Below are 26,071 nucleotides of genomic sequence, written 5' to 3'. Positions count from 1 at the left end.
TTAACATTTCTGTAATAACACATAATCGGATTTTCTATCCTTCAGTTCTACTTACTTGTCCATAAGTTTTAAATCTTTCAATAATATTAGCCATCTCTTCATCATCTAGCACTACAGGCTTTCCAATAGCTCTTGTTCGATATTCTAACTCTGCGCAGTATTCAAGACCATTGGCTAGGCCGTATGCACTCTTAATGGAACCACCACATGCCAACATACCATGATTTGCAAGCAGAACCGCATTCCCTTCGCCAATGTATTCACCTGCCACCTGAGCCAGCTCAACAGTTCCAAACGTTCTATATGGTGCACAGGGTACTGAAGCTACTCCAGCATCCGCAAGCACATAGTGCACAGCGCTAAGAGGCTGATTCAGTGATGCAAAAACAGTACAGTACATGGAGTGTGTATGTACTACAGATCTACAGTCCGGTTTTCTCTTATACATTTCTGAGTGAAGTGCCCATTCACTAGAAGGCTTTCTGATTCCATCTATAATATTAGAATCCAGGTCCATAATAACCACATCTTCAGGTTTGGTATCGAAATATCCAATACCTGATGGACTGATTGCCATCATCCCTTTTTCTGGAACATAAATACTGATATTACCACTTGTTCCAGAGGTTAACCCTGATGCACTCATCATTTTCCCATACTCTACAATTAAATTTCTTTCGTTTTCTAATAACATTTTTATTCCTCCATATTTTTAATTTCTTTCACTAATTAACTTTCGATTTTTCTTCCAATCTTTATAATATTGTAGTACTAAGCTGTCTTTTCTAGGGGTATATTCTCTCAAAACACTAAGCTCAAGGTTTTCTTCTTCTCCGAAATAGCGGTTTACTAAAACTATGGTGCCAATGGTAGTGGCTTGTTCAAACTTGTTATAAAGAAGAATTTTTCTATCTGTCATATCTGCCAACATCTGGCATAGAGTGCGAGATCGGAATCCACCACCACCACACTTGATATAATCCTTCATGTTCGATGTCATACTATTTAGGTTAAGATACTGAGTGTAAATGGAGCAGGCAATATCTGCCATGGCAGACCACAAGATATCATGAATGCTCTCCATCGTGTTTAAAGGAGATGTCAAGATAATTCCACCAGGTCCCAGTGATCGCTTCTTAGCAAAATCAAGTGATGTCAAAGATACTGTACACTTGTAAGATTCCATCTTGTCATACATGGATTCTATTTCTTCATAAGAAATAGCTGGTGCAATAAGATTCTTCAATCTCTGATAATTCAATCCCGTTACACCTGGATTAGTTTCAATAACATAGTGATTGGAAGCTAAATCTACATTGACCCAACACTTTTCTTCTGGATCATAGATTTTTTCATTATTTAGTGTCAGTACAGGAGAAGTGGTTCCGGATATAATACCGAACTCATTAGACTTGATATTAATCCCTTTTAATGCCATTTGTGTATCGGCACCACCTACGATAAATATCACTCCATACTCTAGACCTAGATAAGTCAACACACTCTCTTTTACATCACCAAGTTTCTGACCCGCATCCTTCAGTTCAGGTAAAACTGTCACAGGTATCTTGTAGCTTTTGCATAAAGCCTCATCCCAGTCTCCGATGTTGATGTTATACAGTTGTGTTTCACAAGCCTGAGAAGGCTCGATACATATTTCTCCTGTAAATATACTACCCACCCATTCACTTACGCTTGTAAACTTGTGCATCTTCCTGAAAAGATCCGGTTTCTTTTTAGATAAGCCAAATATTTTAGCAGCAGGGAAATCCTCTGTGACCCATCGACCAGTTTTATCATAGATTTCTCCTCGATCTGTAATTTCATCCATCCAATCCTTTCCACGATTATCGATATTAGGCAGACCATAATACGCATTCCCTTTTTCATCATAGAGAACTACACTTTGACGCGCGCTGGTGGATATCACGGCATCAATTTTCGTGTTCCTGTTTCTATTTACCAGTTCCTTACAAGCGGAAAGGATTTTTTCTTCCCATTCTTGTGGTATGAAATATTGTGCATCCGTATACTCATAATCTTTATAATACTTATTTTCAAAGGATAAGACATCCACAATATGTCCAGTCGCCTCGATTAAGACAATTTTACAGTTTCCAGTCCCCGAATCAACCACTAGGTAATTCTTATTATTCATTTCTCTCTCCAAGATTTTTATAATTATAGAGTACGCCTTCCTTCAATCCTTTCTGGAAGTAATTCTTCAATCTCTCAGTCATGATTGCAGACTGATGATCAGTCACTTCAAAAGTAGCACCACATATATGTGGAGTGATGAGAACATTGTCATACTCAAGGAGTCTTAAATCTTCATCAGAAGGAGGTTCGTTGTCGAGAACATCCAGTATAGCGCCACTTATTTCCTTATTTTTGATTACACTTTCCAGCGCTTCCATATCAATAACTGAACTTCTTGCAGTGTTAATTAATATGGAACTTTTCTTCATTGATTTCAACAGATCTAGATTAATCATCTTGTCTGTATCTGGTATAGATGGTAAATGGAGAGAAATGATATCCGAAGACTTAAACAGCTCTGATAATTCTTTCTTTTCATAGTTATTATTCTCTATGTTTACAAAAGGATCGTAATATGCGATGTGACAACCGAAAGCTTCTAAAATTCTTGCAGAAGCCTGACCTACAGCACCGAATCCTACAAATCCGATGGTCTTTCTATTTAGCTCATTCCCCATCCATGTATAGTACGGTGTAGTCCCTTGAACCCATTTCTTTTCTTTCACCCATTCTACAGATGGTATGATGTTTCTCATGTAGGTTAGAAGAAGACCTACAAGCATCTCTGCCACAGCTTGAGCATTTCTACCTGGTGTGCACACCACTGGAATTCCTTTTTGGGAACACGCATCTACTTCAATATTAGCTGGAACCGCACGACAGTCTCCTACAAGTTTCAGCCCACTGTAATTATTCAGCACTTTTTCTGTCACCTTATCCAGCTCAGTAATCAGTACATCCGGTTGGTGAAGCTGAAGTGCTTCGATCATTTCATCCTCATAGTACCGCTCTCCTGTTTCTGTCCATGGCTCATATATAATTTCATTGAACAACTCTCGTAATTCTTCTATTTTTTCATTGGTAAATGGGGCACGTATATATAATTTCAATGCTAATCCTCCTAATAAAAAGCTTTTGTCTCTGATTCAAAGTAATCATTGATACAATCAGGTACATATATTCCCTTATCCGTGACAATTCCTGTGATCAAATGGGGGGGGGTGATGTCGAAGGAAGGATAGATAGCCTTCACCTCATCTATGGTATTTCTTAATCCATTACAACTGAGTACTTGTTTAGGGTCCCTCTCTTCAATTTTGATGTCATCTCTTGTGAGCTTATCCACATCAGGAATTCCTGTAACGTAGTAGGGTATACCAAAATGCTTCGATAAAATCGCTATCTGATACGTTCCAATCTTATTTGCAATATGACCATCTCGAGCAATTGAATCGGCTGCTGAGGTGAACATGTCGATGCCCTTATTCTCCATAGCATAGGCTATCATATTGTCTGTTAAGACTGTGGTGTCAAAGCCCATTTGTGCGCAGCATGTAGATGTCAATCTCGCACCTTGAAGATATGGTCTGGTTTCCGCATTATATATTTTGATGTCATTATTATTATTTTGAGCAGCTCTTAGCATCATTCCAATAATGGTTTCTCCAAAACACTGTGTCAATATGCTTCCATTTTGCGGAAATCGCTTCGCTAAATTGACACCTACTTTCTCCATAATGGAATACCTTCTATTTAAAGACTCCACTGTATGGAGAAATACCGCTTCGATCGGGTCATTCCCAGCATCCAAAGCTTCTTTAAATACTTGCAAACAACCAGCTGTTATCTTACCCATACGATTCGCAGTCGTCGGTCTTGCATGAGCTATCTCATAGGCAGCGTTCTCCATAAAATCAACTTGTTCTTCAGATGATTTACCTCGTGTTTCGTAGGCAGCCAACGCCATGCCCATACCTGCAGCTGTATAGGGTCCAGCACTTTGAGTAACCATATCTGCAATGGCTTGTTTGACTTCAAGGTAAGAACTGCATTCCACAAACTGCACTTCTCTAGGATAGATTCTTCTATCTAAAATCCTTACTTTTCCGTTCTCATACCACGCAATATTTTCATACTGCAGCATAAATGCTAAATCATGATCATATCTATCCATTTCTCGGACCTCTTTTCTAACTTATTTTTCAGAATCAATAATTCTCTGCAAATCATCAACATCAATCTTCTCATATCTGTTCTTGATGAGATGTATTCCAATCTTAATCATAGCTCTTTCCATGGGAACTCTTATTGAAAGATTTTTCACATCTGAAACTTCCTTAACTTTTGAATCTCCTACAACTCGTCTGATAATTTCTGTTCCTGCATAACCATAGGTGTCTTCAATGATGCTATCCACATAATACTTTTTGAACTCATTAGTATATAATTCATCATCTCTGCATTCATTCAGTTTGGAAGTGATTTTCTCATCTAGCTTTAGAATAATATCCGAAATAGCCTTTCTTATCCATTCAATGAACTCATGGTCAGGTGTCTCTTCAAACTCTTTATTCAACCATGATAGGCAGAGATTCCCAATGACATTACCACTGTCATAGCCTATAGGTCCATAAAAGGCAAACTCCGGATCTATAACTTTTATTCCAATTTCGTTTGCGAAAATCGATCCAGAATGCAAGTCTCCATGAATCAGTGCTTGAGGATAATTCATATATCTGTCTCTTAATTTTGCAACTTCCAGGTGTAGCATTTTATCTTTATATAAATACTCTTCAGCAAAGTTCATGTTTTCTTCCAAAATGATATTTCTTTTCTTATAATCCCAATACGGTTCAGTAAACACCAGATCTTCACTAATATCGCAAAGCTCTGGATTCATGAATTTCTTCACATTTTCTTTCTTCTCTGCCCTAGTAATAAACAAATCAGTTGTGGGGATCAGCGTATCAGTAAGAAATGTAGTTATGTTCTCAGAAAAATGACTGAATGTTTTTCCATCTAGCATTTCTGTTCTTAAATTTTTATAAACCGATATATCCTCCATCGCGAGAATGTACATTTTCTCATCATAATGGTAAATCTCGGGAACTGATTCAGGTGACAGTTCCCCTTGAATTTTCAGAATTTCAGCTTCAATTCTGTTTCGATACATATCCAATGGTCTCCCTGATGATCTCAAGAGAGTATCCGCCTGTTTAATTATAATGGATTTTCCACTTTCCGGATTCCAGACTTTAAATACATAGTTGATATTCCCATCACCGATTTCCATTGCTTCAACTTTCTCTTGAGATCCGAAGTATTCCAGTTGATCCAGGACATATTCTATAACAGTATGAGTATCAAGCAAAAAATGCTTATTATATTTATTCAATGTATTGCACCTATCTTTTCTATAAATTTTCAGAGAAGAGGAATGCTTAATTTACATTTCTCTTCTCCTAAATATCTGGTATTAAGCTAGTTTATTTTCAATTTTCTCTTCTACCTTCTTTGCTGTACCATATGGCCATCCAACTAGTATAGATATTACTCCGAATACCACCATGAGGATCGAATACCAAACAAAGGGCATAATCGAAACTGGTGAGATGCCAGCCAATGCGCCAGCGGTCAATAGCTGACCTGCATATGGTGTTAAACCATTAAATGCTGAAGAAAACAAATCAAGGATACTTGCTGTTCTTTGCGGCGTGATATCGTATTCTTCAGAGATATCTTTAGCAATAGGACCAACAGCGATAATTGCGATAGTATTGTTAGTTGTTGCTACATCTACCAGACTTACCAGTGCAGCCATGCTGAATTCTGCACCCTTTTTGGTTTTCGTGTTCTTGGACAGTTTAGCAAGTAACCAATCAATTCCGCCTAAATGCTTCATCATAGCAACCAGTCCACCAACAAAGACAGCAATTACAGCCATGTCCTGCATCCAAGTCATTCCTTCATGTACCACCCCAAATGATTCAACAAAGGTGAAATCACCGTGGAACAGACCTACTGCAACACCACTTAGAACTGAAATTGTCATAGCTGGAATAACATGCATTCCCCCTAGTGAAAGGCCGATGATTAAGACATAAGGAATCAAGTTGACTAAATTGATTGCACCAGGTGTCATGATATTTGCTTTATCCATTGGCCAGAATGCTAATGCTACAATAGTTATGATCACAGCAGGAAGTACCATTAGAAAGTTCGCTTTGAATTTTTCTTTCATTGCGATTCCCTGTGTTGTAGTCGCCGCAATGGTGGTATCCGAAATAAATGATAGATTATCTCCGAACATCGCTCCGCCTACAACTACACCACTTACTAAAGCCAAGCTTACGCCAGTTTTACTTGCGATGTCTATGGCAATAGGCATTAATGCAGCGACAGTTCCCATTGATGTACCCATTGAGAAGCTAAGAACACATCCGATTACAAAAAGACCTGGTAGAATCATATTTGCAGGAAGTATTGAAATACCAATATTGGTAACTGTTTCAGTTGCATGCATAGCTCCTGCAACTTTATAAAAAGCTCCTGCAAGCATATAGATAATTACCATAAGAATTAATGTGCTTTCGCCTCCACCTTTAGTGAAAATTTCAACCTTTTCAACAAAGGTCTTTTTTTCAGCTACTGGGCTCTTGATAAACAAGGATATTGCAGAAGCAATAAAAATCCCTATCATAAGCGGCATATTATTGAAGTCCCCAGTTATGATACCCATGGAAAAATATAAGATTAAGAAAATTACCAGTGGCATAAGCCCCATGAAGCTACCTTGATTTTTACTTTTCATTATTTACCCCCTAATATATGTGTAGTCCTGTTAACGTTTAAATATCTAACTCACACCTCCTTTGTAAAACGTTCCCATATACACAAAATACAACACGTTATAATAAAAGTCAACATAATATTTGTGATAATTTGTGGTTTTTCAACAAATGTAAAGGTATAAACCAAATATCGTTATAAAAAACCACTCTCTCTATGTTGTTATTTGTGGTTTTTTGTGGTACTCTAATTACATAATAAATTGATTGGAAGGTAAATAATCGTGCTCAAAATAGATAGACATAAATTTATAATAGGAGAACTTAATAAATACGGAAGCATCCTAATTTCAGATTTAAGCACTCAGTTATCCGTCAGCGAGGAGACTATTCGTAGAGACTTAAAAGAACTGGAAAGTAGCGGGATTCTGAAAAGAATTCACGGTGGTGCATTTTTACCTGAAAAAGACGACAAAGGAGCACCAGTAGAAATCAGAGAGACAATTTTCTCCAAAGAAAAAGAGGCCCTTTCTTCTTTTGTATTAAAAAATTATATCAAAGAATCTGACACAATTATCCTGGATTGTAGCACTACCTGTTTGAAGTTAGCTCAATTGATCTTTAATACAAACATGAAAGTAACAATAATCACAAACTCACATAGAATATCACACTTGTTCACGAAGCAGTCTACTCAAGTTAAACTTATTGTTATTGGTGGTGAATTCAGACATCGTTCAAACTCGTTTGTAGGATACCAGGCAACAGACTCTCTTCTCTACTACTTCGCAGATAAAGCATTCATAAGTTCGCCTGCAATAGATCTGAAACTAGGACTTCTTGATAATAACTTCAAAGAAAGCCGAGTTAGAAAAACTATGCTCGACCAGGCCAAACAGCATATACTGATTGCAGACCACACCAAATTCTTTGACTCAGCAGAATTTGTTATCGCGGACTTAAACAACATCGAAACAATTGTTACAGATAAAAAACTTTCTGCCGAATGGCTGGACGTTTTAAATAACAAAAACATTAAATTAGATTACATCATAAAGGAGAGCTCAAATGATTAATTTCCAGTACAATAACCCATCAAAAATAATCTTCGGACAGGACTCAGAAAAGGAGATAGAAAACCTCTTGAAAGAGTATCGTGTAAGTTCATTGCTGCTGGTATACAGTGGTGATTTCATCAAAGAACTTGGTATATGGGATACAGTGACGCAGGCTTGTAAAAAACTGAATATCACTTTTAACGAATCCGCTGACGTAGTGCCTAACCCAAAAATAGAACTCGTAAGAGAACTGGTGGATATCGGTAAACAACATAACGTAGATTTTATCCTTGCAGTTGGTGGTGGTAGCGCAATTGATACAGCTAAAGCCGTATCGTTAGGCATTCCTTATGAAAGAGATCCTTGGGATTTTTTTGATGGAAACTCCATCCCGGAAACTAGCATCCCAGTCGGCGTTATCACGACCCTTCCTTCCAGCGGTTCAGAAACATCAAACGCTGCAATCATTTCAAATGGTTTGAGCAAATTAGGTTTTGAAGATGACATGATTATACCTAAGTTTGCTATCATGAACCCAAAATTCACCCTTACTCTCCCAAAATACCAGACCTCTTGTGGATGCGCAGACATTTTATCTCACTTGCTGGAAAGATATTTTACGGAAACCCTTCATGTTGATACTACAGATTATATGATTGAAGGTGCAATCAAGGCAGTAATGTTAAACTCTCAGAGGCTCATGACAAATCCCACAAATATCGATGCTAGGTCAGAAATACAATGGCTCGCTTCTATAGCTCACAACGGAATTCTCGATACTGGAAGAGTTTCCGATTGGGGCTCACACCGAATTGAACACGAAATCAGTGCACAATATGGTATCACTCATGGAGAAGGGATGGCTGTCGTTTTTGTTGCCTGGTGCAAATACATGGCAAACGAAAAACCCGAAAAGTTAGCACAACTCGCTAATAGACTATATGGAATAGACTATCATAACTATACAGTACACGAAATGGCTCTGACTCTGGCAGATAAGCTAAAAGATTTCTTCAGATCCCTGGGACTGAAAACGACCTTAGGAGAAATGGAAATCGCTGACGAACATTTTGAATTAATGGCTAATAGGGCTACAAGCAATGATACTCAAACAGTAGGCCACTATATTCCATTAGATAACAAGAGAATCGTTGAAATTCTTAAATTAGCACTTTAAGCTGTAAATTTTATATTCTGAAACTTCAATACTCCATCACCTGACTATGGTGATGGAGTATCATATTTTGATTTATTGAAAGTCACGTTCTATGAGACCCACTTAATCTTATAAATTATTGCACCCAAATTATATCATAATTAGCATATGTTATAGGGATTTCTGCTTTCAGAAATCCCTTTACTCATTTACTCTTCTATTATTTCATCCTTGTTCATCTTCTCATCGATGGTGTCCAGTTCTGACTGATCATAGTCCCCGAACCAGATGCGCAGTCTCTCTTTCGCTTTTCTCTTGGTGTCTTCATTGACATGCATGGCCACCATGACGAGCGCTCCGGCTAATGCAGTGAGATCATCGGAAAATCCTGCAATGGGTATGAAATCCGGTATCAGATCCATGGGGAATATGAAATATCCTAAGGCTCCGATGATGACAGATTTCGCCTTCCTGGGTGTTTCAGGCTGCTGCAAAGTATAGAACAGCAGCAGTGCCAGGTAGATCACCTTGATACCGGCTTTTTTCGCAAACTTCTTGATCTTATCGAAAAGCTTGGGTTCAGAATAAGCTTCTGTATATTTGCGTTCCTTCAGTTCTTTGCTATCGAATTCCATATTCATCGCTCCTCATACTATCCTTTTGAAATCATTATACCATAGGTCAAAGAATATAATGAAAAACAAGGCTCAGGATGAATACTGCTGTATGTGCACTCCGTCTTCTGAAATGACCATCATGGTGAACCACTCTTCATTATCGCAAAATCCTGACTTCTGATCGACGGAACCTCTTGGCCTTCAAGTGCATATTATCTGGCTCCTTCTGCCTACGAGTCAGTTTCACTCCCGACTTTGACAGTTGTAAGAAGAATAAACAGCTAGAAACACCTTAACACAAGGGTTCTAGCTGTTTTATTGCATTTTATTCTTGTTGTACACACATATTACTTTCCATATTTTTTCAGAGCTTCCAATGGGACATATTGGCGGTTCCACTTTTTCTCAAGGATTTCATTGATTTCCAGTAAGTCATCGTTTCCGAAGACCTCCCAATATCCTTGTTCCATCGGGCGGCACTGCGCACTTTGCAGTGCCGCCTGAATTCTTTCAGGGCTGAATTGTCCATTCAGTCTCTGTTCCAGCAAGCGCATGATTGTTAAGGAGATGAAGCATACCAGAAAGTGTGCATCAATATGAGGTCGTGTCCAGACATATATTGGACGGGCATCAAAGGTTGTCTTCATAACTTTGAAACAGTCTTCAATACGGCTCAGTGAGCGGTAGCTGGTCAGCATCTCCTCATCACTCATTTCTGTTTCGCTGGTAATCAGGACGCTGATGCCGTCAAACTGCTCGTCAAATGCAATCTGGTCCTCATCGATGGAGATATGAGGCGTGAGCCTCTTGATTTCTCCAGTTTCTTTGTCTAAACTCTCCACCTCTAAGTACCGTTTTCCACCTTTTTTCATTGTCATCCGGAACCTCTCTCCTGCAGTCAGTTTCTCCGCATATTCCACCGACTTCTTGCGACGGACTTTCTCGCGAAAGTCGTACTTCTGATTCCAAGTTACGAGTATCTTCTCAGTGATCTCTTTCTTGTTTAGAATTCTTTTTCGAATCATAGACTTTTTTGCGAAGGTTTCTTGCTCATTTGCGATCCAGCCTTCAGGGTCTAGAGCGAATTCCTGGATATCTTTAGGGGCACCGCGGGTACCGCGGACTTTCTGGCTGAAAAGGTAACCGTCGTTCTTTTGGAGTGTCTCTGATATGTTGTTCTTGCTGTTCATCCTCTTATCCGCTACGACAACGATTCTCTCGATGCCGAACTGCTTCTTGATCTGCTCTACAGCAGGGAGATATGTTTTAACGTCAACACAGTTTCCAGGGAACAACCGGTAGGCGATAGGAATTCCATTGGTGTCCATGAAGAGCCCCATCTGGATAATAGGATTGGGACGCTTTTCCTTGCTGGGTCCGCGTTTTCGAAATGCGGGGATTGACTCCCCGTCCATTTCGAGGGGCTCATCATCCAGGTCCGTCTCAAAATAGTAGTTCGTCACATCATAGAACACTAATGCACCCGTTCGTCCGACACTGCTGGTGACGGAGTGGTGTATCTGCAGCTGAATCTCCTCACTGAGTAGGCTGAACGTATCCAGAGAGCGGTAGACGTCTTTTGGGGTGAGGTTGAAGTCGCCGAACAGTACGCCTTGCGACTGCACACTTCTCCATTTGCTTTGAGGATCCAGAATTCTCATCGCCGTCAGAAGCCGCAAGGCTTCGTTGAAGTCGATTTTAGATTTTGTTCCTTTTCGATGGCGACTGAGAACATTGTCGATTCCCAGGCTTCGGTAGATTTCATCTACCAGCAGCCAGCCATAGTTCTGGAGTGGGTTCGAGATCTTTTTCTTCAGATCGAGGGTCAGTGAAAGGGTTTCTGGTTCCGGTTGATACTTTCCTGCCTTGACGTCCTCCTTGAGTTCCGTGAGATAATTCGGATTTCCGGCTTCCAGATCCTTCAGCTTTCCCAAAGATTTGATGGTCCTGTGTTTCACCTTGTCTTTGTCGCGATAGCCTTCCACAATTGAAACATATTGTGTGCCTTCACGGTTTTTCGTTACTTTTACAAACATACCTTATTATATCACATACAACCGTATACAACAAGATGAAATCAATAAAAACCTCGCAAATTTCTTTGTTTGCAAGGCTTATCATTGAATATGGGTTGTTTCAACTGTCAAAGTCGGGATTATACCATAGGTCAAAGAATATAATGAAAAACAAGGCTCAGGATGAATACTGCTGTATGTGCACTCCGTCTTCTGAAATGACCATCATGGTGAACCACTCTTCATTATCGCAAAATCCTGACTTCTGATCGACGGAACCTCTTGGCCTTCAAGTGCATATTATCTGGCTCCTTCTGCCTACGAGTCAGTTTCACTTCCATTATTCTTATTCTTCACAAGAAATCATCTATCCATATCCGGTTAATCAAGATACTATCGTGTAGCTGTGTGAATACTGAGTATTTATTGTTCATACCTGCTTTCAGACGCTATGCCATCAATAATCTGAATCACTCGATCCGCTTGAGTTTTAGCATCTTCCGGGTTGTGTGTAACCATGATCGCTGTTATCCCAATCGCACGAATAATCCCGAATAGTTCTTCACGAACACTCTGAAGCAGAAATGTATCTAAGTTACTAAATGGTTCATCAAGCAACAATATCTTCGGCATGGGTGCTATGGCTCTGGCCAATGCGATTCTTTGCTGCTGACCACCGCTCAATTCATGAGGATATCGTCTTTCATATTCTGCCAAGTTAACCAATTCCAGAACTTCTTTCATTCGTTTCTTTCTCTCACGGGATTTCATTCCTATCAGACCGTATTCTATGTTTTTAGCTACGGTCATATGCGGAAACAGTGCATAATCCTGAAACAGCATGCCAATACCTCGATCTTCAGGTTTAACGAATACCCCATTTCCATATATACACTCGCTCCCCAGAAACATTTCGCCGGCTTTAGGCTTCTCAAGACCTGCAATCACTCTAAGTAAAGTAGACTTGCCACCACCGCTTGGTCCGACAATAGCAAGCACTTCCCCTCTTTCAAGTTCCAGATTGATATCCTTCAATGTTTCGGTTTTCGAGTTATCATACTGATAGGAAACATTACTCAATTTTATCATTTTCTGCCCCCTCTTTTCATAACACTGAGCATAATCAGTGCGATAATACTGACACCGACAATCATCAGGGAATACACACTGGCTTCATGAATCATCTCATCTCCAGCATAGGTGTACACTCTTGTAGCCAATGTGTCAAAATTGAATGGTCTTAGTATCAGCGTTAATGGCAACTCCTTTAACACATCCACGAACGTAAGAATAGCCGCACTTAAAATAGCTGGTTTTAATATCGGGAAATCAACATGTTTGAAGGTATACCACTCATTACGTCCCAACAGCTTGCTTGCTTCATAATACTTCTTTCCCATCTTTGTGAATCCTGATTCTATGCTGTTGAACCCAATGGCCATGAATCGTATGGTTAAAGCGAAAATAAGAATAAACTTACCGCTGGATAGAAACAAAGCCTTTAAATTCAGAACATCATATACCCCCGCTAAACTGCGATCAATGCTTATGAAGGTAACAAGGACGCCAATTGCAATAATCGATGCCGAAATAGAGTACCCTAGAATCACAATTCTTGAATATGTTTTTGACAATATTCCTGGCCTCAGCCGATTGAAGTTTCCAATAAGAATACCACATATAACCACAAAGAGCGTAACGATGACACTTACACTGATCGTGTTGAAAATTATCGAACCAAAGCGCATCATCGCATCGGTTTGCTTAGCTATGAAACTCCAGGAAACCAATTGGCTAATTGGTATAATCAACGAGAATAACAGATAAACAAATGTGATTACGTAGAAAACGACTTTATACTTTTTCGAAGCAGGCTTCTTTCTCCCATAAGTTGATACCGCTCGAGCCTGACTTAACCTTCCTCTCCCTCTGAGAAACTGCTCCACCATAGAAATTATAAAAATAATACTCATGAGACTGGCAGCCAACCTGACCGCTCCATCCACATCACTCATGCCGAACCAGGTTTGATAGATTGCTGTGCTGAATGTTGGAACTCCGAAATAGCGAACTAAACCATAATCATTCAAGACTTCTAGCATTACAAGAACAATCCCACCAACCAACGAGCCCCTTGCCATAGGTAGAATCACTCTGAAGAATGTTGATATCTGATTTCTTCCTAACAGTTTTGAGGACTCTTCAATAGTACTGGGCAATTTTTCAAAAAAACCTTTTGTCACGAGGAACACATATGGCATCAGGAACAAACTGAAAACAAATACTGCACCTCCTTTGGACAAGATGTCCACTCTGAAAGGTTCTAGTCCAACTTTGCTTAGAATCCTATCTAAAGTTCCAAAGGGCGTGAAAATGCCCCCATAAACATAACCTGCGATGTATGGCGGTATTGCCATCGGTAGGAACAGCAAACTCTCTATTAATAATCCGTAGCGCCATTTGTACTTTGATAACGACCACGCGAAATATGTGCCAAGTATCCCTGTTATCACACTGACTCCAGAGACCAGAATCAAAGAGTTGCTGATATAACTTGATAGAACATGCTCTTTGATATGGATCCATGATTCTGTGACTGGGTGAAACAGCCGTATGAAAATAAATACAGTTGGTAATACTATGGCAGCAATAATTATCGTGACAATGACAAAAAGGGGACTAGGTCCCCTCACTTTAAGCCTTTTGAACAATTACTGCCAACCCACTTCATTGAATATTTTCACAGCTTTATCATTGTATTCACCTAACAATGACAAATCAATGTCCTGAGTTTTAAATTCCCCAAAACTTTTCAGGAAGTCCGATGGCTCCACCGCTTGATTGACAGGGTATTCATAGTTTGCACTTGCATAGTTATTTTGTGCTTCTTCCCCGGTTAAGTACTCCAGCAACTGCGTCGCCGCTTCACTGTTCTTGCCGAATTTTGTGAGTGCTGCCCCGCTGATATTTATATGTGTTCCATTCGTATCCTGATTGGGGAAGAAAACGCCTATCTTCTGACCAACTTCAACTTCCACCTCATCTGATGAATGAAGTAATTTCCCCAAGTAGTATGTATTGACAATAGCAACATCACCTTCTCCAGCAACAATCGCTTTCATCTGGTCTCTATCATTTCCCTGAGGTGTTCTTGCCATATTGGCCACTATGCCTTCTGCCCATTCTTTGGCTGCTTCTTCACCGTTTAATGCGATAAATGATGCCAGCAGGGATTGATTGTAGATATTATCAGATGATCTTACTAAAACTCTCCCTTCCCATTCAGGCTCAGTTAACGCTTCATATGTTGAGAGTGAACCTGGATCAACTTTATCCAGCACATAGGTGATCACCCTGGCTCTGACAGTTAAGGCTGTCCAGAGATTCTCGGCTCCCCTTAAGTTCTCAGGCACATTCGATTCCACGACATCTGAGTCAAATGCCTTAATGATTCCCCTCTCTCCTGCTCTATATAATCTGCCTACATCTGAGGTTACAAGAAGATCGGCTTCTGTATCTTCACCTTCAGCGCTTAATCTTTCAAGCAGCTCATCTGAGCCGGCTTTCACTACATTAACGGTAATACCTGTCTTTTCCGTAAACTGGTCGTATAGAGCCTGATCCGTGTCGTAGTGTCTATCTGTATAGATATTAACCACATTCTCTTCTTTTGCTTCACAACCCATAATACCCAACACCAGTACCCCGACGATGATAATTGATAGTAATTTTTTCATTTTTTCCTCCGCACATCTTATCGATATCGATAATCATTCTCACCAGAAGATTATAATGGTACACTCCTCTCATGTCAACAGGCACCCTTATGTACTATGAGCTGCTGAAACCAAAGTTCTTCTTTCGCCAGAACCTGCTCTCTTACTAGAAGGTCTCTTCCCCATCATCTGTCGTGATCATTGTTCCAAATCCATATCCTTCAACTCTTCTGCATCCTTCTCCGAAAAAAGATTTACTTCGAATCCCCCTCCTCGACTACAGTATTCTCTCACATACAGCTCTTAACATTTCGTGATAAGCGGGTGTGAATTATTATTATTCTGTAGATTCAGACCAGACCCCTCAGCAATCACGCCCGGTCTATATACATGAGCGATTACGTGAAAGGACCCTTCACCATCACTTTATGAGAAAAATGAGGTTAGAAGGGTCCCTTTACTGGACTATCTTTGATATAGGCTTAGTATTCTGAAGCGAACATCATGGTGGAATATTCACCATCATCAATCACAAAGATCTTATTGTCTGATTCAATGGAAAATTCCTTGGCTTTCAATATGTAGTCTTTACTATAATCAGGTTCTTCCTGTCTGTGTGTCAGTTTCACTTCTCCCATTTTATCTTCCAGCTTGAATACCTGCAGATAATCCTGCTCCACTTCCAGCTGATCGATGAGATCCCATATGAGAAGCTGCAGCTCATAGGTCAGTGAACAACTGATTCCTCTTGTGACATAGCGAGCTCCCTGAAATTTTCTTTCTTTCATCTTCTTTCCCTCCTGGCTTTGATACCAGTATTATGAGAGGAAAAGAAGATTAATATTCAGAGCTTAGAACCTTTTTAAAGGACTAAGAGTATTCAAAGTGATTTCGGTTGATTCATATTGACATCAATCCCCGATAAGAAAGTCATATAGATCTTCCCTCACAGGAACTTCTATTTTATGCTGAATTTCTACCGCTGATAGAGTTGTATTGTTCATGATGAACTGGTTAGGCTTCCCATAAGTATGTATTGGGCCCAGATAATAGAATTCTTTTGAAATTTTATCTTCCTTGTCTTTTCTAACAAATAAACTAACCTCTACACCATCCTTGTCCGCATTATAAAACTGCTTCACATCATCAGAATTGATAGTTCTCTTTGATTTTGAAATAGCAATAAAATCTGAAGGGGTAAGGAATCGATCATGATATTGAATGGAATGACTAATATCATCGGACTTGTTGTAATTAACAAATACCGGATACGTCTTCGTCGCCTTATCAAATTTATATCCTCCGATATTCAATGCTACAGCACTTTTACTCCAATCTAATAGTCTGCAGACATCATCATAAGTGTATTTTTCGTAAAGCACGAAATTTGTCCCGTTGTATCTTTCACTGTATCTCTCATTATTGATCTCCAAACCAATTTCAATCATCTCATTTACTATATCGAGAAAACTCATATCTCTTAGACAATTTTCAAAAACCTGAGAAATATTGTAGACACCATTTCTCTCTTCAATGAAAACAGCATCAATATAGGATTTCCTTGCTGAACCAGTGATGAAATTCTGTGTCATCTGGTTGATCAGATTGATTCTGGTATTCTTATCTGCTGTAATTGCGTATTTAGTCCTAAGAAGCCTCTCGATTTTAGGAATCACATCATTCTTCTCTTCAATGATGATTCTGAGAAGCTCCAGTTCATGAGGTCTTTTTCCATTCACATACTTCTGTGCAATATATTCTATGAACTTCTCTTGAATACCCGAAAATTTTACATCATAATCCTTCTCATACTTCTTCAGGAAATTATGATAAGACTTTGTTTTAGCAATTATTCTTTCAATATCAATCGCACCATTGTCCCTGAATTCCTTTAACCTGGGAATTCTTCCCAGCCTCTGCTTAAGAGTCAGATAGGATTCTCTGATAATCTTCAAATCATTGAAGTCAGCTCGATCGATTGCCTTGTAGATTCTATCTCTTGTAATTTTATCGAAATTTATCGTAGAACACCCATAGATGATCCTGTTGCTTTCTGCAATGTATTTTCTTATATTGTCCTTGTTGTAGGAGTGATCATCCGATAATGCGATTGGAATTAAATAGTTATTATCATAATTACCAATGAAATCAAGGACCACTACAAATTCTTTATCAATAATCTTTCTTAATCCTCTTCCTAACTGCTGAACAAATATGATTGCTGATTTGGTTGGTCTTAACATCACAACCTGATTCACTTCAGGAATATCAATACCCTCGTTGAAAATATCCACTGTGAAAATGTAATCCAATGCTCCGTATTGCTCATCTTGCCCAAGCCTATTGACAGCTTCTATCCTTTCTTCTTGAGAATTAGCTCCACTTAAAGCTATTGTTCTATAACCTAGTGCATTGAATTTTTCTGATAATGCCTTTGCCTCCTCATTTCTACTGCAAAAAACCAGACCCTTGACTCTATCGCCAGAGTATCCATAAAACTCAACCTTTTCTTTTATGTATTGTACACGTTCATCTGATGTAAGATTATTAAATGTGGCTTTGTCATCAATTAGCTGTCCATTAATAGTCAGCTCACTCACGCCAAAATAATGGAATGGACAAATCATTCCTGCTTTCATCGCATAATTGAGACGAATTTCAAATGGGACATTATGATCAAACAAATCATATATATCAAACCCATCAGTCCTCTCCGGTGTTGCTGACATCCCCATAAGAAACTGAGGCCTGAAATAATTTATGATTTTCTGATAGGAATCCGCTCCTGCTCGATGAACTTCATCAATAACGATATAATCAAACTCGTCTGGTCTGAATCGTTTATAAACATCTTCTTTGGATATGGTCTGAATGGTACTGAATAAATAATCCGAAGTAAAATCACGATGATTTCCGCTGAGAACCGACATGGTCTTCTCGTATCCCATGACTCTTTTGAAACTATTCAGTGCAGCCTTCGCAATCTGTTCTCTATGAACTACAAACAGAAATCTTTTCGGATTAAATTTCTGAACATCAAATGCAGACAAGTATGTTTTCCCTGTACCAGTTGCTGATATTATAAGTGCTTTCGTATTTTGTTCATTTCGAGTCTCTTCCAGTTTTCTTAACGCTTTAACCTGCATCTGATTCGGTGTAATACGTTTCAGCTTCAAAACTTTTCCTGGTTCACCTTTTGCAGCAGTTCTCTGAGCTTCATGTCTGATTGCACGCTCAAAATTATAGATGGATTGATATTCCTGTAACCACTCAAGATTGACTTCTGTTGCATGGTCAAACATATAGTTAAACTCTCTGATCGTACTTTCAACTAATGCCCCATTCTGGGATGAGGATACTTTAAGATTCCATTCTTTATTTTCACATAATGCATATTGGGTGAGATTACTGCTGCCGACGATAATTGAGTATTCATCCTGATTTTTAAATATGTACCCTTTCGTATGCATTTTAGCAACATCTTCCGTAATTATTCTGAGTTCTATATTTTTCATGGACAATAATTTTTCCAATGCTTTGGGTTCTGAAAAATTCTGATATTGTGAAGCTAATACTTTCCCTTTTACTCCCTTTTCTTCCAATTCCAAAAGCGTATTCAGAAGCACCGTAACACCACTAGTCGTAACAAATGCAACTGAAAAGAAGAACTCATCACATCTGCGAAGTTCACCAATGATACTGGCCAGCACTTTTTCTCCTCTTTCAGGATCATTAATGATCAGTTTAGGTTTGTATTCTTCTAATGCGATATTTGTACTATCAATAAATCCATGAATAAGCCCTTCGTGCAACTGATTACTTCTAGCGTTCATTTATTCCTCCTTGATAAGTTTTTCTACAATTGGCAGGTCTGCCGGAGCCCAATCAAGACTAGATAACTCTTCTCTAGGCAGCCATTTATACCCCATATGATCATTGAGTTTGAATTCTAAACTGTTCACCTGACATAAATAACTGTACATAACAATTCGGAAATCAGGATATAGATGATCGACTGTCATGAAGTAGTCATTTTCACCTATGATAATATCGATGTCCATTTCCTCTTTTAATTCTCTCATGAGTGCTTCATGTTTCAATTCGTTCTTCTCGATCTTTCCGCCTGGAAACTCAAATTTCTCTGAGATGTACGAGAATTTGCTTTTATTTCTCTGCATACAGAGAAATTCTCTATTCTTCACTATAATTGCCGCTACAACTTCCAATGTCTTCATATGTCACCTGCTTTAATTATTCTCTATTTGTCTTCGGCATAATGCCAATTCTCATCTCCGTCGTAGATCATCTTCTTAGACATTCCTCCATCTACAGTTATGTTCTCACCATTGATGAAATCAGATTTCTGATCACATAAGAAGAGCACCACTCTGGCAATATCTTCCGGGATTCCTACTCTCTGAGATGGATGCTGAAGTCTATCAGATTCACTGAAGTTCTCAGCATTTGTCGTATCAATCCATCCGGGACTGATGCTGTTCACTCTGGCTGTTCCTGATAAACTCATCGCCATGGCATGAGTAAGAGAAGAAATGCCACCTTTTGCTGCACTATAGCTCTCCGTATCCTTCTGGCTCATATTTGCTCTGGTGGAGGAGATGTTTACAATCGATGCCCCTTCATGAAAATGATCTTTTAAAAGCATCGCCAGATAATACGGTGCAGTAACGCCAACACGAAGCACTTCATTAAATTCTTCGAAAGTGCAACCACTCAGCAGACCCTTATTGCTGTAACAGGCATTGTTCACTAAGTAGTCCACTTTCCCATATCTCTTGATAACTACATCGGTAAAATCTCTGAGGTCTTCTTCTTTTCCCACATTCCCGTGATAAAAATAGTGTCTGCTTTTTTCATCATCAATCTCATCTAGAAGCACATACCCATTGTCCTTGTCCTTGTCTATGAATGCAATAGACGCGCCTTCTTTATGAAAAGACTTCGCTATAGCTTTTCCGATTCCATTTGCAGCACCTGTAATAATACATACCTTGTTCTCAAACAAAGATCTCACCTCAATCATATTTCTTGTCCCATTATAACTTTAACAATATTATACATGATCTATACCTCAGTTTCCTGCCTTTTACATAAGCATACCGAATTTAGTGTTCTACTCATTCACTATAGAGTAGAATACTGATTTTAATGGGTGACCCTTCACAGGGTCACCTATTTACTTTCAGCATCCCCTCATCAAACCGTACGTGAGGTTTTCCCTCATACGGCTTTCCTATACTCTTCATCATTTGCATTACAGTTACTGTCTAAGCGAGTTTCAGGAGCCTACCTTCAAGCAGTCTTGCGACTGTTTTCCAGTTGCTCATTTTGTTCCTGTTGTTACGACGTTTGTTATAGTGATGAATCAGAAGCTTCCTTATGTACCAGTCGATTCTCGTCAGCCATCTTATGGCCATAACCGAGATTTTATAGTAATTTTTGAAACCTCTGATTTTTCGGTTCAGTCCCTCAATGAAATCCAGCGTATCCCAATGAAGCCTGTTCCGAGGAGAGATATACTCCCTGAACTTGCTTCTCATTTTCTTCATGGCTGCCTTTTTAGGAATATGTTCCATGAAGTAGAATATTTTACCTCCTTTCTTCATCCTCGGGAATTTTCGGTTATGGAAACCCAGAAAATCAAACCCATCCTTGTCATCCCAGATATTCACCATTCTGCTCTTTTCCTCATTCATCTCGATTTCCAGCTTATGGAATATCCCTTTGAGTATGCTCCAGGTCTCCATGGCGTCCCGCTTTGACCTGGTCATCACGACCAGGTCATCAGCGTAGCGCACCAATGTGCCGAGATGCTTGAATCTCTTTTCCCAGAGTTGGTCCAGTACATTGAGGTAGATGTTCGCCAGAAGTGGAGAAATAACCCCTCCTTGTGGTGACCCGAGTTCTGGGAGCTCAAGACTCCCATCAATCATCACACCTGCTTTAAGCCAGTTCCTGATCAGCGCCAGAATCCGCTTGTCGGAAATCTTCTGCTCCACCAGAAGCATGAGCTTTCTGTGGTTGATGTTGTCGAAATACCCTTTGATGTCCACATCCACCACCCAGTAGTTTTTCTGACTGGCTTTCCGGATGGCCTTCATGGCCTGATGGGCACTTCTTTTCGGTCTGAATCCATAGGATGAGTCCTTGAATGTGGTCTCGAATATGGGTTCAATAACAAACTTTACAGCCTGCTGCACCACTCTGTCTTCTACAGTCGGGATCCCTAAAGGTCTCATCTTTTCAGAGTTCGCCTTGGGAATCCAGACTCTTCTGACTGGCAGTGGTCTGTAGGTCTGCATCTTCAGTTTTCTGTACAGTCCGTTCAGGAACTGTCTTTCACCGATTTCATTCACTATTTTATCGATGGTGATTCCATCGATTCCGGCACTTCCGTTGTTGCTCTTCACTCTGAGCCATGCGGTCTTCAGGATGTCAGGCCGGTAGATTTTGTCGTACAAGGCATGGAATTTCCGCTTAGGGTTCGCCTTGGCACAATGATATAGCGTTGTCGAGAAGCGTTCCGCTCTTTGTTTCAACACGGCATTAGTCATATTTCGGACATTCATGTGTTAGTTCGCTCCTTTCCAACTCTTGATGTATAGCAGGGAACCTTCCCTCCATCCGGTTATGTTGTCCGGATGTTCATAGGTACTATGTTCCCCTCTGACTCCCTTCCGTCAGGTTCCCATTTCGGCTTCGCCTTATAGGGTTCCATTCTACGACCGTGCGGTCGTGACGGGGAGGGTCTCCCCAGTTCCTTTAATTACTTTCCCAGCATGTCGCTTCCTGTACTCCGGGAGATTCTTTGGTGCTGACTTCCAAGTTCATGGCACCGTCCGTGGCCTTCACCCAATGCAAAGAGGTTCGGCTTCTCCTTGTCCGCATTCGCGGTGATTTTTGACGAAGCTGCAGAATTCACTTGATGTTACAACCTGCTGGTTTGCTCGCCCGACGTGAAGTCGGTACTTTATCACAGGGCTTCAACCTTAGGATCTCTCCACCAGTTGCCTGATAGCTACTGAGCATCTTGGTATTTACTCAGACTGGACTTTCACCAGTTAGCAATTAACGGCTTACTGGGCACGCTTACAATTCTAAAACGCAAAATAACCGCCTTCCAGCGGTTATCATGCGTTTCAATACTTCTGCTATAAACTTAATTCAGTCTGATCCAATCCACTAGAGCACCAATCAGGACCACTATGGTAAGCCCTATAGTGACCACCATAGCTGAAATCATATCCTTGGGTAGAAAATCATTCATAAGAAGCGGGACGCTCTCTGATATGAGCGTCATAGGATTAAATGGCCTGATTCTCGGGAATATACTGAGCATGGTGCATATCAGCACTACACCACCTGTAAGCAGCAGTGCCCCGTAGGTATTCTTAAAGAGCAGACCGCCAAAAATCGTCAGTGCGACCAGTAGGACACCAAACACCCATAGGGAAATTGCTGCCAGCCCCAGATTACTGATGTTATGTTCAGTCCAGAAATAGCTGGTGTAAAAATAGGTGATGAGAAAACATAGTACATAGGCCAGCGTCCACTGCATGACACCTGCTGTGAACTTAGATAAGATCACCGCTTTTCTCTGTAGCCCCTTGGTCAGCATGATGGTCAGGGTACCTTTGCTGATCTCATTGGCCATGATGCCACTGAAGACGATGACCATGACGATCATTCCTGTCTGGGATACGTTCTTGAAAAACTGCATCCAGGAATCCAGTGCTTTGGGTTCTTCCAGTGTAATGGTGATACTCTCCGGAAGAAACTCATTCAGAAGCTCCGGCATCACCTTTGCCATGATGGGATTCATGAATCCGAAAATCACGAATACGGTCAGAAGAACAAATAACTTATAGGTTCTGGTGCTCTCCATCAGTTCCTTTTTCGTAAAGGCTAAAAAGCTTCTCATTGTACCACCTCCAGAAACAGATTCTCCATAGTAGGTTCCATGACTTCAATCTTCACCGCAGTCATTTTCAGCCCCACAAGTACCTCATATACATCCAGCTGCAATGTAGCAAGGTCCGGTCCATAAAGCACTACACCTGTACCGTTTTCCTTAGCCTCATTTCGGTAACCTGCCATCTTCTCGTGCTTCAGGAAAGTTTCCTTCTCCTGTCCATTCATGAACTCCAGCACAAGTCCTTCCTTTCTGTGTCTGGATCTCAGTTCACTGAGGGTTCCCTCCAGAACGATCTTTCCACCATGAAGCACAGCCACTTCATCACAGATTCTCTCCACATCTGATAAGATATGCGTCGAGAAAATAACCGTGGATTTTCCCTTGACCTTATAAAGGATATCCAGAATTTCCTTTCTTCCCTTAGGGTCCAGTGCAGAGGTGGGCTCATCGCAGATGAGAAGCTTCGGTTCATTGAGTAGCGCCTGGGCAATGCCCAGTCTCTGCTTCATCCCTCTGGAATAGGAACGGATCTTCTTCCTGCTGTTTTCAAGTCCCACCAGGCGAAGAAGCTCCTCCGTCCTTTCCCTGATTTTTTCTTTTGGCATCCCTGTGATCTCTCCACAGAGCGCCATATACTCCTTTGCACTCATATATCCGTAGAACTCAGGTACATCAGGCAGATATCCGATGTGCCTGTTGGTCTTTGTTTCGCCGAAATGCACTTTTTCTCCAGCCACAAAGATTTCCCCTGCATCCTTTTTCAGAAGACCCAGAATCATCTTCATGGTGGTGGTTTTTCCTGCTCCGTTCTGTCCGATGAATCCGAAGATGGACCCTTCCCTGACGGAAAAACTGATGTCGTCCAGCACCTTCTGGCTGCCGAATCTCTTCGAGAGACTTTCAATCTTTAATACTTCCATTAATCCTCACCTCTTCCAAAGAAGAAATAGACAAGGGGGCCGATGGTCTGAATAAAGGCAACGAGGATCCACATGGGTCTAGTGCCGAACTTGTAAGTATCGTGTCTTAGAACATGGATGATGGTCGCAATGGTCAGTCCAAGCTGCAGTATAATAATGGGAATCAGAATGGGTAGATATTCTCTCAGATTTTCCAGTGACATATTATTTCCCTCCTATGATTTCAGTGAGTTCACTTATTATAATCTTGTAGCCCGGATGGTCATGAAGCAAGGCGAAGGCCGGATTCATCGATACCGCCTGCAGCATGCCCTCTTTCACAACCTTTTCTCCTCGAGGAGGACCGCTTCCCAGATCCAGGTCATTCAGCCACGGATCCACCAGAGAGAAGAACGAGTCTCCTTTCAGTTCATAGGGGAAAGAGATGTTTCTGCATGTGCGGACATAACCTCGTAGCATGTTCAGGCTATCATCCAGCTTTCCCATGACGGCATATCCATAGGCTCCGCAGTAATAGACCTGGGCCATGACATTGGGATTCAGGTTCATGAGGTTCATGGTATCCGACACCGGAAGCAGTCTCTGCAAGACGTCCTCAAAGGTCTCAGTCCGATCCAGGTTCAGCGTCAGATAGGAGGCGCCAAGGGAGATGAAGCTTAGGATATGCTGATACATACTGATCTGCAGCACCGATTTGGCCTTTTCCACTTCACCTCGGCTCTGATAGGCACCTGCCAGGGTCACTTCATCGCTGGCCATAGGCCTTATGGTTCCTTCCAGAAGCTCCAGCACTTCCAGAGACTCTCCTCGGATCATCTGGGTCATGGCTTCTATGGAATTGGCCTGCTTGGAGAGCCATACATCCTCGCTTTCCTCCTTCACTCTTCTGCAAAGGTGAAGGATCTTCTCAAGCACTTCGCTTTTAAGCTCCTCCTTCTCAGCCAGCATATAATGATTCAGAAGCAGGATGCTCATCTGGAGAAGCAGCGGGAAACAGGCATAGTACTTGTCAATGACATCGTTCACTTCTTCATAGACTTTAGAGAAAGGTTTCTTTCCGAAGTCTTCCGCAAAACTTCTGTAGGTTCTTCGGATCTCCTCCTTTTCCATCTGAGGAAGATAGCCGATGAGATGATCTATGGAAATGTTGAAGAAGGTGGCAAGCCTTGGCAGAAGCGTAATATCCGGATAGCTCTGACCCGTCTCCCATTTTGAAACAGAAGCTTTGGTCACGCCGATATACTCTGCCAGTGCATCCTGGGTGATCCCTTTTTCCTTTCTCTTCCGAGTGATGACTTTTGCTATGTTGATTTCTTTCATATCTCTGTCCTCCTCTAAACCCTCGCATCATTTCCTCTGGGTCTTTTCTATGGTTTCATTATGTTCCATTAAGATGCAGCTTACAATGGATTCTGATGATATTTTAGTTGATTAAATCAACTTATGCGATACTTGTGTTTCAAAGAGATCAATTACTTGTATGAGAATAAGAAAACCGCATAAAAACCCAGGCATTCGGATCCACATTTACTGAATCCAAATGCCTGGGTTTTCCGACACCACTACTCTTCATGTATCACTTATGTTTCATGACGCCAGAGATACGTTGCGTCATTTCTGTCTCCTGACCAGATCATAAATGACCATGATGGGGAAAAATACAATCCATAACAGACCAGTCAGACATCCGCTCATATTCCACTCCTTTCAACTGAAGCTAAACACCATCGCTTTCGTACACCTCCTGCCCTGAGAAGAAGCTCTCCTTTCTCTTCCAGTCTATATTGTTATTATTATTTTATTCTATCCATTGTCCTTCTTTCAGTACA

22 protein-coding genes are annotated in these 26,071 nt (G+C 40.6%); 2 read left to right on the top strand and 20 right to left on the bottom strand.

Annotation, left to right across the window (positions count from 1 at the left end):
* Positions 1 to 34: 34 nt before the first annotated feature.
* The 6 genes from J3A84_RS10355 to J3A84_RS10330 form a co-directional block, all read right to left on the bottom strand.
* Positions 35 to 694: an L-fuculose-phosphate aldolase gene (locus J3A84_RS10355; protein WP_207599950.1), complete on the bottom strand. Its 660-nt coding sequence runs from the start codon at positions 692 to 694 to the stop codon at positions 35 to 37.
* A gap of 18 nt (positions 695 to 712) precedes the next feature.
* The gene (locus tag J3A84_RS10350) at positions 713 to 2,158 is read right to left on the bottom strand and encodes an FGGY-family carbohydrate kinase (protein WP_207599949.1); all 1,446 of its coding nucleotides are present in this window, start codon (positions 2,156 to 2,158) and stop codon (positions 713 to 715) included.
* On the bottom strand, positions 2,151 to 3,149 hold the full coding sequence (locus tag J3A84_RS10345; protein ID WP_207599948.1) for a 2-hydroxyacid dehydrogenase: 999 nt from the start codon (positions 3,147 to 3,149) through the stop codon (positions 2,151 to 2,153). Before J3A84_RS10345 ends, J3A84_RS10350 begins: the two co-directional genes overlap by 8 nt.
* A gap of 11 nt (positions 3,150 to 3,160) precedes the next feature.
* Positions 3,161 to 4,213 (bottom strand): S-methyl-5-thioribose-1-phosphate isomerase, encoded by a 1,053-nt coding sequence (locus J3A84_RS10340; RefSeq protein ID WP_207599947.1) that lies wholly within the window; start codon positions 4,211 to 4,213, stop codon positions 3,161 to 3,163.
* A 21-nt stretch (positions 4,214 to 4,234) separates the two neighbouring features.
* A complete protein-coding gene (mtnK, locus tag J3A84_RS10335; RefSeq protein WP_207599946.1) occupies positions 4,235 to 5,434 on the bottom strand; it encodes an S-methyl-5-thioribose kinase in 1,200 nt (399 codons plus the stop codon).
* An 81-nt stretch (positions 5,435 to 5,515) separates the two neighbouring features.
* A complete protein-coding gene (locus tag J3A84_RS10330) occupies positions 5,516 to 6,850 on the bottom strand; it encodes a Na+/H+ antiporter NhaC family protein (RefSeq protein ID WP_207599945.1) in 1,335 nt (444 codons plus the stop codon).
* A 261-nt stretch (positions 6,851 to 7,111) separates the two neighbouring features.
* On the opposite strand from J3A84_RS10330, the gene J3A84_RS10325 reads away from it, so the two are divergent.
* A complete protein-coding gene (locus J3A84_RS10325) occupies positions 7,112 to 7,903 on the top strand; it encodes a DeoR family transcriptional regulator (RefSeq protein ID WP_207599944.1) in 792 nt (263 codons plus the stop codon).
* Positions 7,896 to 9,062, top strand: a complete 1,167-nt coding sequence (locus tag J3A84_RS10320; protein ID WP_207599943.1) for an iron-containing alcohol dehydrogenase — start codon at positions 7,896 to 7,898, stop codon at positions 9,060 to 9,062. Before J3A84_RS10325 ends, J3A84_RS10320 begins: the two co-directional genes overlap by 8 nt.
* 188 nt (positions 9,063 to 9,250) lie before the next feature.
* On the opposite strand, the gene J3A84_RS10315 is transcribed toward J3A84_RS10320, so the two are convergent.
* From J3A84_RS10315 to J3A84_RS10250, 14 genes are all read right to left on the bottom strand, one after another.
* Positions 9,251 to 9,676: a YkvA family protein gene (locus J3A84_RS10315; protein ID WP_207599942.1), complete on the bottom strand. Its 426-nt coding sequence runs from the start codon at positions 9,674 to 9,676 to the stop codon at positions 9,251 to 9,253.
* 329 nt (positions 9,677 to 10,005) lie between these two features.
* Positions 10,006 to 11,694, bottom strand: coding sequence for an IS1634 family transposase (locus tag J3A84_RS10310; protein WP_207599941.1), 1,689 nt, complete (start codon positions 11,692 to 11,694; stop codon positions 10,006 to 10,008).
* Positions 11,695 to 12,096: 402 nt separating this feature from the next.
* Positions 12,097 to 12,762 (bottom strand): ABC transporter ATP-binding protein, encoded by a 666-nt coding sequence (locus J3A84_RS10305; RefSeq protein ID WP_207599940.1) that lies wholly within the window; start codon positions 12,760 to 12,762, stop codon positions 12,097 to 12,099.
* Positions 12,759 to 14,186 (bottom strand): ABC transporter permease subunit, encoded by a 1,428-nt coding sequence (locus J3A84_RS10300; protein WP_207599939.1) that lies wholly within the window; start codon positions 14,184 to 14,186, stop codon positions 12,759 to 12,761. Before J3A84_RS10300 ends, J3A84_RS10305 begins: the two co-directional genes overlap by 4 nt.
* Before the next feature lie 198 nt (positions 14,187 to 14,384).
* Positions 14,385 to 15,410, bottom strand: coding sequence for a Fe(3+) ABC transporter substrate-binding protein (locus tag J3A84_RS10295; RefSeq protein WP_207599938.1), 1,026 nt, complete (start codon positions 15,408 to 15,410; stop codon positions 14,385 to 14,387).
* 461 nt (positions 15,411 to 15,871) lie between these two features.
* Positions 15,872 to 16,177, bottom strand: coding sequence for a DUF960 family protein (locus tag J3A84_RS10290; RefSeq protein WP_207599937.1), 306 nt, complete (start codon positions 16,175 to 16,177; stop codon positions 15,872 to 15,874).
* Between the two features lie 123 nt (positions 16,178 to 16,300).
* Positions 16,301 to 19,222, bottom strand: coding sequence for a DEAD/DEAH box helicase (locus tag J3A84_RS10285; protein WP_207599936.1), 2,922 nt, complete (start codon positions 19,220 to 19,222; stop codon positions 16,301 to 16,303).
* The gene (locus tag J3A84_RS10280) at positions 19,223 to 19,624 is read right to left on the bottom strand and encodes a (deoxy)nucleoside triphosphate pyrophosphohydrolase (protein ID WP_207599935.1); all 402 of its coding nucleotides are present in this window, start codon (positions 19,622 to 19,624) and stop codon (positions 19,223 to 19,225) included.
* A 23-nt stretch (positions 19,625 to 19,647) separates the two neighbouring features.
* On the bottom strand, positions 19,648 to 20,421 hold the full coding sequence (locus tag J3A84_RS10275) for an SDR family oxidoreductase (protein ID WP_425350749.1): 774 nt from the start codon (positions 20,419 to 20,421) through the stop codon (positions 19,648 to 19,650).
* Positions 20,422 to 20,674: 253 nt separating this feature from the next.
* Positions 20,675 to 21,976 carry a group II intron reverse transcriptase/maturase gene (gene ltrA, locus J3A84_RS10270; RefSeq protein ID WP_207599933.1) on the bottom strand — a complete coding sequence of 434 codons (1,302 nt, stop codon included), beginning with the start codon at positions 21,974 to 21,976 and terminating at the stop codon, positions 20,675 to 20,677.
* Positions 21,977 to 22,566: 590 nt separating this feature from the next.
* A complete protein-coding gene (locus J3A84_RS10265; protein WP_207599932.1) occupies positions 22,567 to 23,328 on the bottom strand; it encodes an ABC transporter permease in 762 nt (253 codons plus the stop codon).
* Positions 23,325 to 24,242 (bottom strand): ABC transporter ATP-binding protein, encoded by a 918-nt coding sequence (locus tag J3A84_RS10260; RefSeq protein WP_207599931.1) that lies wholly within the window; start codon positions 24,240 to 24,242, stop codon positions 23,325 to 23,327. The genes J3A84_RS10265 and J3A84_RS10260 overlap by 4 nt, the downstream gene beginning before the upstream one ends.
* Positions 24,242 to 24,445, bottom strand: a complete 204-nt coding sequence (locus tag J3A84_RS10255; protein ID WP_242694148.1) for a PLD nuclease N-terminal domain-containing protein — start codon at positions 24,443 to 24,445, stop codon at positions 24,242 to 24,244. Before J3A84_RS10255 ends, J3A84_RS10260 begins: the two co-directional genes overlap by 1 nt.
* Position 24,446: 1 nt before the next feature.
* Entirely contained in the window at positions 24,447 to 25,562 is a 1,116-nt protein-coding gene (locus J3A84_RS10250; RefSeq protein ID WP_207599930.1) for a helix-turn-helix domain-containing protein, read from the bottom strand.
* Positions 25,563 to 26,071 lie beyond the last annotated feature (509 nt).

This window comes from Proteiniclasticum aestuarii, from assembly GCF_017368455.1.
GTDB classification, from domain to species: Bacteria; Bacillota; Clostridia; order Clostridiales; family Clostridiaceae; genus Proteiniclasticum; species Proteiniclasticum aestuarii.
This window is presented reverse-complemented; position numbering and strand designations above follow the sequence as displayed.

Bases quoted from the DNA above. Each gene is read 5' to 3' on its own strand.
- J3A84_RS10340 (WP_207599947.1), bottom strand. From the start codon at position 4,213: ATGGATAGATATGATCATGATTTAGCATTTATGCTGCAGTATGAAAAT.
- J3A84_RS10315 (WP_207599942.1), bottom strand. From the start codon at position 9,676: ATGGAATTCGATAGCAAAGAACTGAAGGAACGCAAATATACAGAAGCT.
- J3A84_RS10290 (WP_207599937.1), bottom strand. From the start codon at position 16,177: ATGAAAGAAAGAAAATTTCAGGGAGCTCGCTATGTCACAAGAGGAATC.
- J3A84_RS10320 (WP_207599943.1), top strand. From the start codon at position 7,896: ATGATTAATTTCCAGTACAATAACCCATCAAAAATAATCTTCGGACAG.
- J3A84_RS10330 (WP_207599945.1), bottom strand. From the start codon at position 6,850: ATGAAAAGTAAAAATCAAGGTAGCTTCATGGGGCTTATGCCACTGGTA.
- J3A84_RS10265 (WP_207599932.1), bottom strand. From the start codon at position 23,328: ATGAGAAGCTTTTTAGCCTTTACGAAAAAGGAACTGATGGAGAGCACC.
- J3A84_RS10350 (WP_207599949.1), bottom strand. From the start codon at position 2,158: ATGAATAATAAGAATTACCTAGTGGTTGATTCGGGGACTGGAAACTGT.
- J3A84_RS10255 (WP_242694148.1), bottom strand. From the start codon at position 24,445: ATGTCACTGGAAAATCTGAGAGAATATCTACCCATTCTGATTCCCATT.
- J3A84_RS10295 (WP_207599938.1), bottom strand. From the start codon at position 15,410: ATGAAAAAATTACTATCAATTATCATCGTCGGGGTACTGGTGTTGGGT.
- J3A84_RS10285 (WP_207599936.1), bottom strand. From the start codon at position 19,222: ATGAACGCTAGAAGTAATCAGTTGCACGAAGGGCTTATTCATGGATTT.
- J3A84_RS10355 (WP_207599950.1), bottom strand. From the start codon at position 694: ATGTTATTAGAAAACGAAAGAAATTTAATTGTAGAGTATGGGAAAATG.
- J3A84_RS10260 (WP_207599931.1), bottom strand. From the start codon at position 24,242: ATGGAAGTATTAAAGATTGAAAGTCTCTCGAAGAGATTCGGCAGCCAG.
- J3A84_RS10250 (WP_207599930.1), bottom strand. From the start codon at position 25,562: ATGAAAGAAATCAACATAGCAAAAGTCATCACTCGGAAGAGAAAGGAA.
- ltrA (WP_207599933.1), bottom strand. From the start codon at position 21,976: ATGAATGTCCGAAATATGACTAATGCCGTGTTGAAACAAAGAGCGGAA.
- J3A84_RS10280 (WP_207599935.1), bottom strand. From the start codon at position 19,624: ATGAAGACATTGGAAGTTGTAGCGGCAATTATAGTGAAGAATAGAGAA.
- J3A84_RS10310 (WP_207599941.1), bottom strand. From the start codon at position 11,694: ATGTTTGTAAAAGTAACGAAAAACCGTGAAGGCACACAATATGTTTCA.
- J3A84_RS10305 (WP_207599940.1), bottom strand. From the start codon at position 12,762: ATGATAAAATTGAGTAATGTTTCCTATCAGTATGATAACTCGAAAACC.